Origin of the sequence: Brucella sp. NBRC 14130 (genome assembly GCF_040371715.1) — a bacterium.
Classification (GTDB): Bacteria; Pseudomonadota; Alphaproteobacteria; order Rhizobiales; family Rhizobiaceae; genus Brucella; species Brucella intermedia.
The window spans coordinates 455565-471394 of record NZ_BAABTE010000002.1 but is presented as its reverse complement, the minus strand read 5'-3'; the positions used below and the strand labels follow the sequence as shown (position 1 = coordinate 471394).

The window sequence follows — 15830 nt, the reverse complement described above, 5'->3', positions numbered from 1 at the left end:
AGGAAATTTCATGGCCCGATCCAATACTACGGAACTCGTCTTTCTGCCGCTTGGCGGCGTGGGCGAAATCGGCATGAATTTGGCCATGTACGGCTTCGGCCCGGCGGACAACCGCGAGTGGCTGGTGGTGGATATGGGTGTGAGCTTTGCGGGGCCGGAACAGCCGGGCGCCGATCTCATCCTGCCGGATATCCGCTATCTCGAAGCTGAAAAGCACAATCTGCGCGGCATCGTGATCACCCATGCGCATGAAGACCATTTCGGCGCCTTGCTTGACCTTTGGCCGCGCCTGAAGGTGCCGGTCTATGCGACGCCATTTACCGCCGGCCTGCTGGAAGCCAAGCGGCAGTCGGAGGATGGCGCGCCCGACATTCCGATCACGATCTACAAGGCTGGCGAAAAGTTTGAGGTCGGGCCTTTCAAGATCGAGGCCGTGGCCGTCACCCACTCGATCCCGGAGCCGGTTTCGCTGGCCCTTACGACGCCGCTCGGCACGGTCGTGCATACGGGCGACTGGAAGATGGACCCGGAACCCTCGCTCGGCCCCGTCATCGACGAGGCGCGTTTCCGCGCCATCGGCGATGCTGGCGTGCTGGCGCTGATCTGCGACTCCACCAACGCCTTGCGCGAGGGTGAATCGCCTTCCGAGCGACAGGTGGGCGAAAGCCTGCGTGAGCTGATCGAAAATGCGCGTGGTCGTGTGGCCATCACCACCTTCTCTTCGAATGTCGGTCGTATCCGGTCGATTACCGAGGCGGCGCGGGACGCGGGCCGTCAGGTACTGGTGGTCGGGCGTTCGATGAAGCGCGCCATCTCCGTTGCGACCGAGCTTGGCTACATGGAAGGCCTGCCGGAATATCTCAGCGAAGAAGATTACGGCTATATTCCCCGCGAGAACGTGGTGATGATCCTGACCGGCAGTCAGGGCGAGCCGCGTGCCGCACTCGCCAAGCTTGCGCGTGACGAAATGCGCAGCCTCGCGCTGACGGCGGGCGATACGGTCATCTACTCGTCGCGCGCCATTCCGGGCAATGAAAAGGCGATACTCGACATCAAGAACCGCCTGATCGATCGCGGCATCAAGATCATCGGCGACGAGGATGCACTGGTCCATGTGTCCGGCCATCCACGCCGCAGCGAATTGCGCCGCATGTATTCATGGGTTCGCCCGCAGATTCTGGTGCCGGTGCACGGCGAAGCCGCGCATCTGGTCGCGCAAGGCTCGCTTGGCGCGATGGAAGGCATCGAGCAGGTCGCGCAGGTTCGCGATGGCGACATGCTGCGTCTGGCGCCCGGCAAGGCCGAGATCATCGATGAAGCGCCGGTTGGCCGCATCTACAAGGACGGCAAGCTGATCGGCGACGAGGAAGAAATCGGCATGGTCGAGCGCCGCAAGCTTGCCTATGTCGGCCATGTCGCCGTTTCCGTGCTGCTCGACCGCGAGCACAAGATCATCGATGAACCCGACCTCGTGACTTTCGGCGTGCCGGAGGAAAATGCGCAGGGCGACCTGCTGGAAGATATCCTTCTGGACGCGGCGATCGAGGCCATCGACAGCATTCCGCGTGTTCGCCGCAAGGATATCGAGCTGGTACGGGAGTCCGTGCGCCGTGCCGTTCGCGCTGCGGCAAATGAAGCATGGGGCAAAAAGCCCGTGGTGACCGTGTTCGTCAATAGGATACGGTAACCACATATATTTGCAGAATGACCGGCATGGGAGGTGCTGATGCTCGAACGCTTGAACCACGTGGCAATCGCGGTTCCGGATATTGACGCCGCCGCAGCGCTTTATCGCGGCAAGCTCGGTGCCAAAGTCACCGAGCCGCAGGCGCTGCCCGAACATGGCGTAACCGTGGTTTTCATCGACGTCGGCAACACCAAGATCGAATTGCTGGAACCTCTGGGCGAGGGGTCTCCCATCGCGGCCTTTCTGGAAAAGAACCCGTCCGGCGGCATGCACCATCTTTGCTACGAGGTTGCGGACATCATCGCCGCCCGTGATCGCCTCAAGGCAGAAGGCGCGCGCATCCTGGGTGACGGCGAGCCGAAGACGGGCGCGCATGGCAAGCCGGTTCTGTTCCTGCACCCCAAGGATTTCAACGGCACACTGATCGAACTGGAAGAGGTGTAATCATGTCTCTGGTTTCGGGAATCGCGATCTATTTCATCATCTGGTGGACCACGCTGTTCGCGCTGCTGCCGGTCGGCTTGCGTACACAGGCCGAAGAAAACGAAGTGACCCTGGGCACGGTCGCCAGCGCTCCGGCAAGGCCGCGCATCGGCCGGGCCTTCCTGCGCACGACGGTCGTCGCGACGCTCATCTTCCTGCTCTATTATTATCTGACGCAGGTCAGCGGTTACGGCCTCGACGATATCCCGCATTTCTTCCCGGATCTGACTTGACCCGACCGGGTTTCACGGGTCCGGTTCCGGCACGAATTTTGAGGCTGCCTAAAAATTAGGCAGCCTCTTTTTTGTATAAAGAAAAGTGGATCACTCCACCAAAAGTTGTAGTCTGTAGCAGCCCTTAAGCGTAACCCGTTGAATTTCCGACAGGCTACAACCCGCCGTCATTTGTGACGGCGAGGCTATTTCCCCGGCAATTGTGCATGAATAAATCGATTTATACTTAAGTGAAATTTAATACTTGGATGCGCAGAGGGCACCGGGATAAATCCCACAAAATCAATGTGTTATTCGCGCAAATAAAATAGCGAAACTGCGGGGACCATGGCCGTCCCGCAAGTGCAAAAAAAAAGCAAGGCTTTCGCCTTGCTAATCAAATACGCGTTCGATCCGTTTCCATTTGACTGGCGGCTGCGAAAGTCGCGCCTGGATCCATCCTCCCAAGACTTTGACCGCGTGAAACCAACGGTTTTATTCCGTTGTTGCTCTTATGATGAAAAAAATAGCGAACTGCACAGCTTTTGTCACGAAAAATCTTCTATCGCGTCATATTTCTTTCGCAAAATTTCCCCGGAGAGAGTGATATATCTGTAATATATTGAATTTGAATGTGAATCTGGATGCCCGATTTGGCGGAGGCAGTTCTTTCGGCAGGCGATCATGGCTGTGGATGGGGAAATCCGCCGCCGCGAAAGCTTTTCCAGGCGGGTTTCCAACCGATCTATAACCCGGTAAGAAACCGACGAATATGCTTAATTTTTGCCTGATTCTTGAAGCACTCAGGCAGTCCCTCTTGATTGGTGGTTACGATGCGTCTGTCGCGGTATTTTTTACCTATTCTGAAGGAAAACCCCAAGGAGGCGGAAATCGTCTCCCACAGGCTGATGCTGCGTTCGGGCATGATCCGTCAACAGTCGGCCGGCATCTATGCCTGGCTGCCGATCGGCCTGAAGGTGCTCAACAAGGTCTGCGACATCATCCGCGAGGAGCAGAACCGCGCTGGCGCCAATGAAATCCTGATGCCGACCATCCAGTCCGCCGACCTGTGGCGCGAAAGCGGCCGCTACGACGCCTATGGCAAGGAAATGCTGCGCATCCAGGACCGGCAGGAGCGCGATATGCTCTTCGGCCCGACCAATGAGGAAATGGTCACCGACATTTTCCGCTCCTATGTGCGTTCCTACAAGGACCTGCCGCTCAATCTCTATCACATCCAGTGGAAGTTCCGCGACGAAGTGCGCCCGCGTTTCGGCGTCATGCGTTCACGCGAATTTCTGATGAAGGACGCCTATTCGTTCGACCTCGATTATGAGGGCGCGAAAATGGCTTACTACCGCATGTTCGTGTCCTATCTGCGCACTTTCGCCCGCGTCGGCCTGCAGGCGATCCCGATGCGCGCCGATACCGGCCCGATTGGCGGCGACCTTTCCCACGAATTCATCATTCTGGCCGAAACCGGCGAAAGCCAGGTTTTCTGCGACAAGGCTTATCTCGATCTGGCCGTGCCGGGCGCGGACACCGATTTCCGCAACGATGCGCAGCTGACCGACATCGTCCAGCGCTGGACGACGCCTTATGCGGCGACCGACGAAATGCACGACGAGGCCGACTGGGCCAAGGTCAAGCCTGAAGATCAGGTTTCCGCGCGCGGCATCGAAGTCGGCCACATCTTCCATTTCGGCACCAAATATTCCGAACCGATGGGCGCCAAAGTGCAGGGCCCGGACGGCAAGGAACATCTGGTTTCCATGGGTTCCTACGGCATCGGCCCGTCGCGCCTTGTCGCAGCCGCCATCGAGGCCTTCCACGACGATGCAGGCATCATCTGGCCGAAGGCCATCGCGCCGTTCGGCGCTGGCATCGTCAACATGAAGCCGGGCGACGAAGGATGCGACGCCGTGAGCGAGAAGCTCTACGAGGCGCTGACCAATGCAGGCGTCGATCCGCTGCTTGACGACACGGACGACCGTCCGGGCGCAAAGTTCGCCACGATGGACCTGATCGGCCTGCCGACGCAGGTGATCGTCGGACCGCGCGGCGTTGCCGCCGGTGAAGTCGAAATCAAGGATCGCAAGACCGGCGAACGCCAGAACCTGAGCGTCGAAGCTGCGATCAACCTGTTGACGGCAGAAGCATGAGCAACGCGGCGGCAGCAAAATCCGGGGACAAGGCAAAGGTAGCCCAGAAAGCTCCGAAGTCGGGTCCATTCTCGGCCTTTGAGCGGATGATCGCATGGCGATATCTGCGTGCGCGCCGCCGCGAGACTTTTATCTCGGTCATTGCCGGGTTTTCCTTCACCGGCATCATGCTGGGCGTGGCGACGCTCATCATCGTCATGGCGGTGATGAACGGCTTCCGTGCCGAGCTTCTTTCGCGAATCCTCGGCATCAACGGCCATCTCATCATGCAGCCGATTGACCGCCCGCTGGATGATTATGCCGATCTCATCAAGCGGATCGACGGTATTTCCGGCATCAGGTTCGCCATTCCCGTGGTGGAAGGGCAGGCGCTTGTGCAGGGCAATATCGGCGCAGGCAATGGCGCGCTGATCCGGGGCTTGCGTGAAGAAGACCTCGAAAAGCTCAAGCTCGTTTCCGGCAATATCCGCCAGGGCACGCTGCAGGGCTTCGATCAGGCGGGCGGCGTCGCCATCGGCACCCGCATGGCGGAAAATCTCGGCCTTTCCATCGGCGATACGCTGCGCGTGATCTCGCCGGACGGCGATGTGACCCCGTTCGGCGTCAATCCGCGCGTAAAGGCCTATCCGATTGTCGCCATCTTCGAGATCGGCATGTCGGAATATGACTCCTCCATCGTCATGATGCCGCTTTCCGAGGCGCAGCTTTTCTTCAATCAGGAAGGCAAGGTGCAATCGCTTGAAATCTTTGTCGATAATCCCGACAAGGTGGATGCGATGCGCGCCCCGGTGGAAGAGGCGGCGGGACGCCAGCTCTCGCTTGTCGACTGGCGCCAGCGCAACCAGACTTTCTTCTCGGCGCTGGAAGTCGAACGCAATGTCATGTTCATGATCCTGACGCTGATCGTGCTCGTGGCGGCGCTGAACATCATTTCCGGCCTCATCATGCTGGTGAAGGACAAGGGGCATGACATTGCGATCCTGCGCACCATGGGGGCAACCCGCGGCGCGGTGATGCGCATCTTCCTGATGACGGGCGCCGCCATCGGCGTCACCGGCACGGTGGCCGGTGTGGTTCTGGGCGTCGTCGTCTGCCTGAATGTCGAGCGGATCCGCGAGTTCTTCTCGTGGCTCTCCGGCACGACGCTCTTCAATCCGGAACTTTATTTCCTGAGCCAGCTGCCCGCGAAGATGGACCCCGGCGAGACGATTTCCGTCATCGTCATGGCTCTGGTGCTGTCGTTCATCGCCACCATTTTCCCGGCCTGGCGCGCTGCCAAGCTCGATCCGGTCGAAGCATTGAGGTATGAATAATGGCGGCTGAAATCATCATGCGGCTGCAACGCGTCGGCCGCGCCTACAAGGAAGCCGACCGCGAACTGGTGATCCTCAAGGACGCCGATTTCACGCTGCGTCGCGGCGAAATGGTTGCGCTTGTCGCGCCGTCGGGTGCGGGCAAATCGACCTTGCTGCACACGGCTGGCCTTCTGGAACGTCCCGATGAGGGAGAGGTTTTCCTGGACGGACGCTCCTGCAGCAAGCTTTCCGATGACGAGCGCACGGCGGTGCGCCGCAACGACATCGGCTTCGTCTACCAGTTCCATCACCTCCTGCCGGAATTTTCCGCGCTGGAAAACGTGATGATGCCGCAGATGATCCGCGGACTGTCGAAGAAGCAGGCGGCAGAACGTGCGCAGCAGCTTCTTGAATATATGAAGATCGGCAAGCGCGCCTCCCATCGCCCCTCGGAGCTTTCCGGCGGTGAACAGCAGCGTGTCGCCATCGCGCGCGCCGTTGCCAATGCGCCGCTCGTTCTTCTGGCGGACGAACCGACCGGCAACCTCGACCCGACGACCTCTTCCTATGTCTTCGGTGCTCTGGAAGCGCTCGTGCGCCAGTCCGGGCTTGCAGCCCTGATCGCCACCCACAATCACGAACTGGCTGGCCGCATGGATCGCCGCGTGACGCTGAAGGACGGCAAGGTCGTCGACCTTTAAAACGTCCACACTACATAGCACCTCATCCTGAGGAGCCGCCGCAGGCGGCGTCTCGAAGGCCGAGGTGCGGCTCTGCTGCCAGCGCGTTCCTGTCTGACCGGACAGCCGGTGCTCTCCCATCTGTTCTGCTGTGCGTTTGATCGGGCCGGGCCTCTGGCCTGCCTGTATTCCCATACCCCTTAGCGGCCGGGCGGTCATGGAACGGCCTCCACCAGCAGCACCTCATCCTGAGGAGCCGCCGCAGGCGGCGTCTCGAAGGGCGAGGTGCGCACCGCCGTCAGCGCATTCCTGACCGGACAGCCGATGCTCTCTCATCTGTTCTCTTGTGCGTTTGATCGGGCGGGGCGTCTCAGGCCTGCCTATATTCCCATACCCTTGTCCTGATGGCCGGGCGGTCATGGAACCGCCTCCGCCAGCAGCACCTCATCCTGAGGAGCCGCCGCAGGCGGCGTCTCGAAGGGCGAGGTGCGCACCGCCGTCAGCGCATTCCTGACCGGACAGCCGATGCTCGCCCATCTGTTCTGCTGTGCGTTTGATCGGGCCGGGCCTCTTAGGCCTCCCCGTATTCCCATACCCCTTGTCTTGGTGGCCGTGCGGCCATGAAACCGCCTCCACCAGCAGCACCTCATCCTGAGGAGCCGCCGCAGGCGGCGTCTCGAAGGGCGAGGTGCGGCACCGCTGCCAGCGCGTTCCTGACCGGACAGGCCAGTGCTCTCCCATCTGTTCTGCTTGCGTTTGATCGGGCCGAGCCTCTGGGCCTGCCTATATTCCTGTAACCTTGTCCTGGCGGCCGGGCGGCGATGGACCGCCCCGCCAGCACCTCATCCTGAGGAGCCGCCGCAGGCGGCGTCTCGAAGGGCGAGGTGCGGCTCTGCCTGAACAGAGCCCGGCAGCGTCACCCTCACTCTGTTCTCGCAGTTCCCGCCTGCGGTTGTGTATTCACTATTCGTAAACCCTAAAATGAATGCCGTTGCATAACGGTGTTGACTTAGGAACAAAAATAGAACAAAAAATAAACATACGTGAACACAGAGGAGTTTCCAACATGACCGATCTCGTCCACGACGTTCTGTCTTTCATTTCGGTAAGCCTGTTCATTGCAACTTTCGCCATCTGGGTGAGCGCTATTTGAAGGAAATAGCGGGTTCCTGTGAACCCGCGCCACGGGGGCGATAGTCTTACTGGACATCGCCACTTCATTCCCCGAAACTGATGCTTTCAGGCGACAGAGTCGCCAGCCGCGATGAATCACGAATGTGGTTCATGCTTGAAGCAATGTGCTATCAGGCGGCTACTGTATCGGCGCCAGGATCGAAATCGATTTCTGGAAAGTCCGATACATGGATTTGGAGCGCCGGATGTATGTCCATCCGGGTGGCTCGGCAGATGATCGGGGTCGATGTATGAGTGATGCAGCAGCAGCCAATGCAGCAAATGACGGTGCTTTGACGCCACGTTTCGTGCATCTGCGGGTACATTCGGCCTATTCCTTGCTGGAAGGCGCATTGCCGCTCGGCAAGATCATCAAACAGGCGATTGCCGACGAGGCGCCGGCTATCGCAGTCACCGACACCAACAATCTGTTCGGTGCGCTTGAATTTGCGCAGAAGGCATCGAAGGACGGGTTGCAGCCGATTATCGGTTGCCAGATCGATGTTGCCTTTGGCGACCATGCCGACAATGGACGCAGCGCCAATCGCCGGGTTGCGCTGGACCTTGCCCCCATCGTGTTGCTCGCGACGACGGAAGAGGGCTATGCCAATATCGTGCGGCTTGTCAGCCGCGCGTTCCTGGACACTCCGGCGGGTGATCCGGTGCATGTCGAGGCGAGCTGGCTGCCGCCCCTGGCGAAAGATGTCATCGTGCTTTCCGGCGGCGCATTGGGGCCGATCGGCCGCGCCTTTGCCGCCGACCGTCCGGACAGGGCGGAAGCACGGCTTGCTTTCCTGCGGGAAGCTTTCGGCGATAGGCTCTATGTCGAACTGCAGCGTCAGGCGGGCTATGACCGTGCGCTGGAGGCAAAGACCGTGGCGCTTGCCTATGAGATGGACCTGCCTCTGGTGGCCACCAATGAGGCGTTCTTTCTCAAGGCGGAAGACTTCGAGGCCCATGATGCGCTTCTGGCCATCGCGGAAGGGCAGATATTGTCCAACGATGATCGCCGCCGCCTGACGCCGGATCATCATCTGAAAAGCCGTGCGGAAATGGCGGCACTCTTTGCCGATCTGCCGGAAGCGCTCGAAAACACCGTTGAGATTGCCCAGCGCTGCAGCTGGTACACGCAGACGCGCAAGCCGATCCTGCCGCGCTTCACGGGCGAATCGGACGATCCGGAAGCGGCCCTCCAGGCGGAGGCCGACGAGCTGGCGCGGCAGGCGCGCGAGGGCCTGAAGATGCGGCTCGAGACGGCGGGCCTCGCGGAAGGCTATACGGCGGAGCAATATGCCGAGCGTCTCGAATACGAGATCGGCATCATCACCCGCATGAAGTTCCCCGGCTACTTCCTGATCGTTGCCGACTTCATCAAATGGGCGAAGGCCCATGGCATTCCGGTCGGGCCGGGCCGTGGTTCCGGTGCAGGTTCCCTCGTCGCCTATGCGCTGACGATTACCGATGTCGATCCGCTGCGGTTCTCGCTGCTTTTCGAACGCTTCCTCAACCCGGACCGCGTTTCGATGCCCGACTTCGATATCGACTTCTGTCAGGATCGCCGTGAAGAGGTGATCCGCTATGTGCAGGAAAAATACGGGCGCGATCAGGTTGCGCAGATCATCACTTTCGGAACCTTGCAGGCCCGCGCCGTGCTGCGCGATGTGGGGCGCGTTCTGGAAATGCCTTACGGTCAGGTCGACCGTCTGTGCAAGCTGGTGCCGCAGAACCCGGCCAATCCCGTGTCGCTAGCGCAGGCCATCGAAACCGAGCCCAAGATCAACGAAGAGCGCGAGAAGGAGCCGGTCGTCGGGCGGCTTCTCGATATGGCGCTCAAGCTCGAGGGGCTTTATCGCCACGCCTCGACCCACGCCGCCGGTATCGTGATCGGAGACCGACCGCTGTCCGAACTGGTGCCCATGTATCGGGATCCGCGTTCCGACATGCCGGTCACCCAGTTCAACATGAAATGGGTCGAGCAGGCGGGACTGGTCAAATTCGACTTTCTCGGCCTCAAGACGCTGACCGTTCTGGAAACGGCGGTCAAGCTGGTGGCGCGCAAGGGGATCGAGATCGACCTGTCCCATGTGCCGCTCGATGATCCGCTCACCTATGAAATGCTGTCGCGCGGTGAAACGGTCGGCGTGTTCCAGGTTGAAAGTGCCGGCATGCGAAAGGCGCTGCTCGGCATGCGCCCGGACCGGATCGAGGATATCATTGCGCTTGTGGCGCTTTATCGTCCCGGCCCGATGGAGAACATCCCGACCTATAATGCGCGCAAGAACGGCGAGGAGGAGATCGCCTCCATTCACCCGAAGATCGATCACCTGATCAAGGAAACGCAGGGCGTTATCGTCTATCAGGAACAGGTGATGCAGATCGCGCAGGTGCTTTCCGGCTATTCGCTCGGTGAAGCTGACCTTTTGCGCCGCGCCATGGGCAAGAAGATCCGCGAGGAGATGGACAAGCAGCGCGTCCGTTTCGTGGATGGCGCGATCGAAGGCGGTGTCGACAAGGCGCAGGCCAACATGATCTTCGACCTGCTGGCCAAGTTCGCCGACTACGGCTTCAACAAGTCGCACGCCGCTGCCTATGCAATCGTCTCCTACCAGACGGCCTATATGAAGGCGCATTACCCGGTCGAGTTCCTCGCCGCGTCGATGACCTACGATATGTCGAACACCGACAAGCTCAACGATTTCCGCCGCGAGGCCAATCGTCTGGGCATCGAGGTCGTGCCGCCGTCGGTGATGACGTCGTTCCGTCCGTTTGAAGTGGGCGAGAAGCAGATTTTCTATTCGCTTGCCGCCATCAAGGGCGTGGGCGAGGCGGCGGTCGATCATATCGTCGAGGTGCGGGCCGAGAAGCCTTTTGAAAGCCTTGAGGATTTCTGCGAGCGGGTCGATCCGCGCATCGTCAACCGGCGGGTGCTGGAAAGCCTCATCAATGCCGGTGCGATGGATTGCTTCGGTCGCGAGCGTCCGGCCATGAGTGCGGGCATGGATCGCATCATGGGCTTTGCCCAGCGCACGCAGGAAAATGCCGCAAGCGGCCAGTCCGATATCTTCGGCCTGTCCGGCGCGCCCAAGGAAACGCTCATCCTGCCGCAGGCAGCGCCCTGGCTGCCATCGGAAATGCTGCATCGCGAGTTTCAGGCGGTCGGCTTCTATCTGTCGGCCCATCCGCTCGATGAATATCGCGATGTGCTGAACCGGATGCGTGTTCAAAGCTGGGCGGATTTTTCCGCAGCCGTCAAGCGCGGCGCCAATGCCGGACGTCTGGCGGGCACCGTGACAGCCCGTCAGGAGCGCAAGACGCGAACCGGCAACAAGATGGGTATCGTGCAACTGTCCGATGCCAGCGGCCAGTTCGAAGCAGTGCTGTTTTCGGAAGGGCTCGCGCAATATCGCGATCTTCTGGAAAGCGGCAAGTCGGTGGTGATTACTGTTCAGGCGGAAAACCGTCCCGAAGGCATCGGGCTGCGTATCCAGACGGTGCAGTCGCTCGAAGACGAGGCCTGTCGGATGCAGAAGGCGATGCGGCTTTATCTGCGCTCCGCCGATGCGGTCCGTCATATCGCGCCGCATTTCAATACGCGCGGCGACGGGCAGGTGAGCCTCATCGTCATCAAGGACAACGGCCAGCGCGAAGTCGAGATCGAACTGCCGCACCGTTATCGCGTCAGCCCGCAGATCGCGAGCGCCATGAAAGCCATTCACGGTGTCGTGGACGTGGAACTGGTTTGAGGTAATTAAGACAGAGTGGCGGCGAGCTCGTTTTGCGTTCTTTTTGCGCAAAAAACCGGTGGTGATGTGTGTATTTCACCACCGATTTTGTGGCGAACGCCCGTCAAAAATGCGGCAAATCTGTGATTTGCCTCAATAGGCGGCTGTGAAACGCTTGCGGATATGCTGGCCGTTTTCAGCTTCATCCAGAATGGCGACCGCCAGATCGGCGACGGAAATCTTGCTTTCGCCCTTGTCGTCGAACACCGGTTCGTCGCCGCCGAGACGGTATTTTCCGGTGCGTTCGCCCGGCTGGAGAATGATCGCCGGCGACACGAATGTCCATTCCAGTTGGTCCTCGCCGCGGAGGTCTTCCAGTGCCTGACGGGCGCCGAGCGCGCCTTCCTTCCACTCGGCAGGAAACTCGGGCGAATCGACCAGCTGCTTGCCATTGATCGAAAGACTGCCTGCGCCACCAATCGCTATAAGGCGCTTGATGCCGGCCTTTTTGGTGGCTTCCGTGATGGAGCGGCTGCCATTGATGTGATTTTCGCGGATATTTTCGTCGCTCCAGCCCGGATTGTAGGCCGAAATCACGATGTCATGCCCCGCAAGCTGGCTTCCAAGCGCATCAGTATCGAATACGTCAGCCTTTAACGCTGTGACATTGGCGAGCTTTTCCACTTTTTCCGGATGGCGAACCAGTGCGGTCACCTGGTGGCCGCGTGCTGCGGCTTCCTTGAGAATTGCGGCGCCCACAAAACCCGTTGCGCCGATCAGTGCGATTCTGGTCATGGCATTTTCCTTTCCGATCTTCTCGTATCGAATGAATTGAGGTATGTTTCGTAATCAGGTTATTTCTGATAACTACATAAGTGATGCTGCCAAGCGTGTGAAGAACGCACTTTTACATGTTCAGGGTACATGGAAGTAACCGCGTCGAAGGCAAGTGTTCAGGGCGGTTTCGACGAAGCCGAAAGGCAGGGATCGATCTAACCAATTGTTTTACCGGGATTTTGCCGCCAACATAGACCATGTGCGTTCGAAAGCGGCGAGGCTCGAAGAATAAAATGCGCGCCGGGCGGTGGACCGCCTGTCCGAGGAGAAGCAGATGACGATATCGACACGGCCTGACGGCAAGACGCCCTTGCTCTCATCCACTCCGGCCTTCAAAACCGATGGGGACGGCGCCTGTCCGATCCGCGAAGTGCTGGATCGGGTGGGCGACACGTGGAGCATTCTCGTCGTCTTCAATCTTCAGGAAGGTTCGATGCGCTTCAATGCCTTGCGGCGATCCATCGAAGGCATTTCGCAGCGCATGTTGACGGTGACGCTGCGGTCGCTGGAGCGGGACGGGCTGGTTTCGCGGCATGTTCGCCCGACATCTCCGCCCGAAGTGGAATATTCACTGACCGAGCTTGGCCATTCTCTGGCCGTGCCGATCGATGTGCTCGGCCAATGGGCAGTCAAGAACCGCGACCTGCTTCGCGATGCACGCGCTCGTTTTGACGAAGGCAACGAATAAAAGGGGAACCGGGCCGACTCGCCGTGCGTTTGTCTTGTCAGACAGGAGAGAAAGCCATGCCCGCTAAATCACAAGCCCAACAGAAGGCAGCCGGAGCTGCCCTTGCTGCCAAACGCGGCGAGATCAAGAAAAGCGAACTCATCGGCGCGTCGAAGGAAATGTATGAATCGATGACCGAAAAGGAACTGGAAGAGTTTGCCGAAACCAAGCGCAAAAGCCTGCCGGAGCACGTAGACGGCGGCAAGAAGCACTGAACAGGACAGGCGAGCGCCGTCTGGCACTCGCCATGTGATCTTTACTTGTCGGCCTTGTTCGGGGCGAGTTCGATTGCTTTCAGCTTGCCGTCGGTGATGCCGCAGCGCAGCGTGATGCTGTCCCACTTCGCGGAAACACCCTTGTTGCGGGCTTCACCGGGAACCGAAATCACCGCCGACACCTTGCGCGGGTCGCTGGAACTGAATTTCGATGATTTATCATCGGTTTGCGCGTCGGAAATATCGTCTTTGGTGAAGCCGAGACGATCATATTTCTTGCTCTTCTTCACATAGTCATAGCCGCTGGCGATACAGTCGGCGATCTGCGGCGCGACCCGCTGATCCTTGACGAGCGTCTGGTAATTTCCTGTAAAATCCTTCGAGCGCTTCGGAACGGCATCGGCATGAGCCGCAGCGCAAAAACCAAGTGTGAAAATTGCGGAAACTACAAGTTTGGTCGATTTCATGCCCATGTCCTTCTGGAGACCCGTCTTTCACTGGCGATCAGGCGGGGTTGAATCGATAATGGAACCGAGATTACAGGCGCAATTCTGATTTTTTTATGAATTTCCAACGCTTACGATAGCTTATTGGCAAATGCGTGCAAGACAGGATTTGCCGTGGCAGCCTTGGTCGAGATGCATGTTGGTGCGGTGCGCGGCGTCGCCATCCGGACCGATCACGGTCATGAAAAGCTTGCAGCTTGCACCGTGCACGGCGCGCCAGAATGCCTTTTCCTTGTCGTTGCCGTTCCAGCCGCTTTCCAGTTGCGTTTTGCTGCCGTCCGCGAATGTGAACGACATGATGTCGAGCGCGTTGGCAAAGGCGTGTTCCGAAACCCGCCCCGACGAGGCTCCGTTTACCTTTCGGCATTGATAGTCCGAGCCGACGCCGATCTCCGTGATTTTTGAATCCGGGCCGTAAACATCCTTCGCGGCTTTCGTCACTTCGCTGCTCCACTGCGCCAGCGTGACGGCCATTGCGCAATTCGTGGTCACTGCATTGGCGAATTTCAACGGCTCGTCCTTGCCGATGGCGGTCAGGGACAGGGGGGAATGAACCCCGCATTGCTCGCCGTCCTTGATCGGAGGCAGGAGCTTGCCCTCGACCTGGCCGGAAATGAGCGCCGGGCAGGACACCTGATAGATTCGTTCTTCGATTTCCGGCTTGGCGTCCTGCTGTTTCTCGTCAGCCTGTTTAGGATTGCCTGCCGGTTCCGCAGGTCTTGTCGGAATCTCCGGAGATGGAGCCGGGGCCGGGCGGGGTTGTTCCTGTGGTTCGGAATCCGGCTTTTCCTCCGGAAGGGGCGTGGGTTCCGGCTCCGGTTTCTTGTTTGCTGTATCCTCCGGCCGCGGGATGGGAACGGGTATGGCGAAGCCGGGCGCCGGTTTTGCTTCAGCCGTCGGTGCGGGGCTCGCTTGTCTTGCCGTTTGTTGCTTTGCGGCTGGTTTTCTCTGGGTATGTCTTGCCACCGGACGTTTGCGATGCTGCCTTGCCTTCTGGGCGTCCTGTTTGAGGATGCGTTCGATGAAGGTTTGCGCCTGCGCCTCGCCGGAAAGAATGCCGGACAAGGACGGCATTGCAACGAGGCCAAGCGCGATCAGCGCGGTGAATGCACCCTTGCCGGACGGAAAAAAAGACAAAGCCATTGACGCCTCATGAGTAGCGGTTCCGTCAGGGCTAATGACGAAACAGGGAATGGCGTTCCTTCACGCTTGATGGCAGAGCGTAGCAAATGGTAGGAAACGCATGCCGAACACCGGTTTTTCCGGCTTTTTCGACCCTGCGCGCTTGACAAGATAAGAGCTGGATGACTAAAAGCCGCCATCGCTGGCGCGTCATCGCGCTGGCGTTTCATTTGACGTGTCCCGTGGATGAAGATTGCGCTCGCGCGCTTCATCCTGTCAGTCCTCGAAAACGGAGGGCAGAGGAGGGCGCGTTTCCTCCAGCGTCTTCGGGCGCTATAACCTTTGAAGGAAATGCGATGAGCAAGCGCGAATCCGCTAAGTACAAAATTGATCGCCGTCTTGGCGAAAACATCTGGGGCCGTCCGAAGTCCCCGGTAAACCGTCGTGAATATGGCCCGGGCCAGCACGGCCAGCGCCGCAAGGGCAAGCTGTCGGACTTCGGTGTGCAGCTGCGCGCCAAGCAGAAGCTCAAGGGCTTCTACGGCGACATCTCCGAAAAGCAGTTCCGCAAGACCTACGAAGAAGCCGCTCGCCGCAAGGGCGACACCGGTGAAAACCTGATCGGTCTGCTGGAATCGCGCCTCGACGCAGTCGTGTACCGCGCCAAGTTCGTTCCGACGATCTTCGCTGCCCGCCAGTTCATCAACCACGGCCACGTGAATGTGAACGGTCGCCGCGTCAACATCCAGTCCTACCGCCTGAAGGCCGGTGACGTTGTTGAAGTTCGCGAAAAGTCGAAGCAGCTGGTTATCGTTCTGGAAGCTGTTCAGCTCGCTGAACGTGATGTTCCGGACTACATCGAAGTCGACCACAACAAGCTTGTTGCGACCTACTCCCGCGTTCCGACCCTGACGGATGTGCCTTACGCCGTTCAGATGGAACCGAACCTGGTCGTCGAATTCTATTCGCGTTAATTCCATGCGCGCTCTGGCGCGCTGGATATTTGCCG

At 59.3% G+C, this 15830-nt stretch carries 13 protein-coding genes; 10 read left to right on the top strand and 3 right to left on the bottom strand.

Going from position 1 to position 15830, the window contains the following annotated elements; translation table 11 throughout:
- The first annotated feature begins 10 nt into the window (after positions 1–10).
- From ABWW28_RS05875 to dnaE, 7 genes are all read left to right on the top strand, one after another.
- Complete coding sequence (locus tag ABWW28_RS05875) at positions 11–1687, top strand: ribonuclease J (RefSeq protein WP_006471803.1); 1677 nt, start codon at positions 11–13, stop codon at positions 1685–1687.
- 39 nt (positions 1688–1726) lie between these two features.
- Complete coding sequence (gene mce / locus ABWW28_RS05870; RefSeq protein WP_006471802.1) at positions 1727–2131, top strand: methylmalonyl-CoA epimerase; 405 nt, start codon at positions 1727–1729, stop codon at positions 2129–2131.
- 2 nt (positions 2132–2133) lie between these two features.
- Positions 2134–2403 carry a DUF1467 family protein gene (locus ABWW28_RS05865; RefSeq protein WP_006466605.1) on the top strand — a complete coding sequence of 90 codons (270 nt, stop codon included), beginning with the start codon at positions 2134–2136 and terminating at the stop codon, positions 2401–2403.
- Between the two features lie 812 nt (positions 2404–3215).
- A complete protein-coding gene (proS, locus tag ABWW28_RS05860; protein WP_006471801.1) occupies positions 3216–4544 on the top strand; it encodes a proline--tRNA ligase in 1329 nt (442 codons plus the stop codon).
- The gene (locus ABWW28_RS05855; protein ID WP_021585012.1) at positions 4541–5857 is read left to right on the top strand and encodes a lipoprotein-releasing ABC transporter permease subunit; all 1317 of its coding nucleotides are present in this window, start codon (positions 4541–4543) and stop codon (positions 5855–5857) included. The genes proS and ABWW28_RS05855 overlap by 4 nt, the downstream gene beginning before the upstream one ends.
- Positions 5857–6540: an ABC transporter ATP-binding protein gene (locus ABWW28_RS05850; protein WP_006466608.1), complete on the top strand. Its 684-nt coding sequence runs from the start codon at positions 5857–5859 to the stop codon at positions 6538–6540. Before ABWW28_RS05855 ends, ABWW28_RS05850 begins: the two co-directional genes overlap by 1 nt.
- Positions 6541–7943: 1403 nt before the next feature.
- Positions 7944–11435 carry a DNA polymerase III subunit alpha gene (dnaE, locus tag ABWW28_RS05845; RefSeq protein WP_021585013.1) on the top strand — a complete coding sequence of 1164 codons (3492 nt, stop codon included), beginning with the start codon at positions 7944–7946 and terminating at the stop codon, positions 11433–11435.
- Between the two features lie 132 nt (positions 11436–11567).
- On the opposite strand, the gene ABWW28_RS05840 is transcribed toward dnaE, so the two are convergent.
- Positions 11568–12209, bottom strand: coding sequence for an NAD(P)-dependent oxidoreductase (locus tag ABWW28_RS05840; RefSeq protein WP_021585014.1), 642 nt, complete (start codon positions 12207–12209; stop codon positions 11568–11570).
- 316 nt (positions 12210–12525) lie between these two features.
- Here ABWW28_RS05840 and ABWW28_RS05835 point away from each other — a divergent pair, with 316 nt between their 5' ends.
- Both ABWW28_RS05835 and ABWW28_RS05830 read left to right on the top strand, forming a co-directional pair.
- A complete protein-coding gene (locus ABWW28_RS05835; RefSeq protein WP_021585015.1) occupies positions 12526–12939 on the top strand; it encodes a winged helix-turn-helix transcriptional regulator in 414 nt (137 codons plus the stop codon).
- 56 nt (positions 12940–12995) lie between these two features.
- The gene (locus ABWW28_RS05830; RefSeq protein WP_021585016.1) at positions 12996–13193 is read left to right on the top strand and encodes a DUF3008 family protein; all 198 of its coding nucleotides are present in this window, start codon (positions 12996–12998) and stop codon (positions 13191–13193) included.
- A gap of 41 nt (positions 13194–13234) precedes the next feature.
- On the opposite strand, the gene bspC is transcribed toward ABWW28_RS05830, so the two are convergent.
- Both bspC and ABWW28_RS05820 read right to left on the bottom strand, forming a co-directional pair.
- Positions 13235–13660 carry a type IV secretion system effector BspC gene (bspC, locus tag ABWW28_RS05825; protein ID WP_025091399.1) on the bottom strand — a complete coding sequence of 142 codons (426 nt, stop codon included), beginning with the start codon at positions 13658–13660 and terminating at the stop codon, positions 13235–13237.
- 120 nt (positions 13661–13780) lie between these two features.
- The gene (locus tag ABWW28_RS05820; RefSeq protein WP_502904573.1) at positions 13781–14842 is read right to left on the bottom strand and encodes an extensin-like domain-containing protein; all 1062 of its coding nucleotides are present in this window, start codon (positions 14840–14842) and stop codon (positions 13781–13783) included.
- A 335-nt stretch (positions 14843–15177) separates the two neighbouring features.
- Here ABWW28_RS05820 and rpsD point away from each other — a divergent pair, with 335 nt between their 5' ends.
- Positions 15178–15795, top strand: a complete 618-nt coding sequence (rpsD, locus tag ABWW28_RS05815) for a 30S ribosomal protein S4 (RefSeq protein ID WP_031345968.1) — start codon at positions 15178–15180, stop codon at positions 15793–15795.
- Positions 15796–15830: the final 35 nt, after the last annotated feature.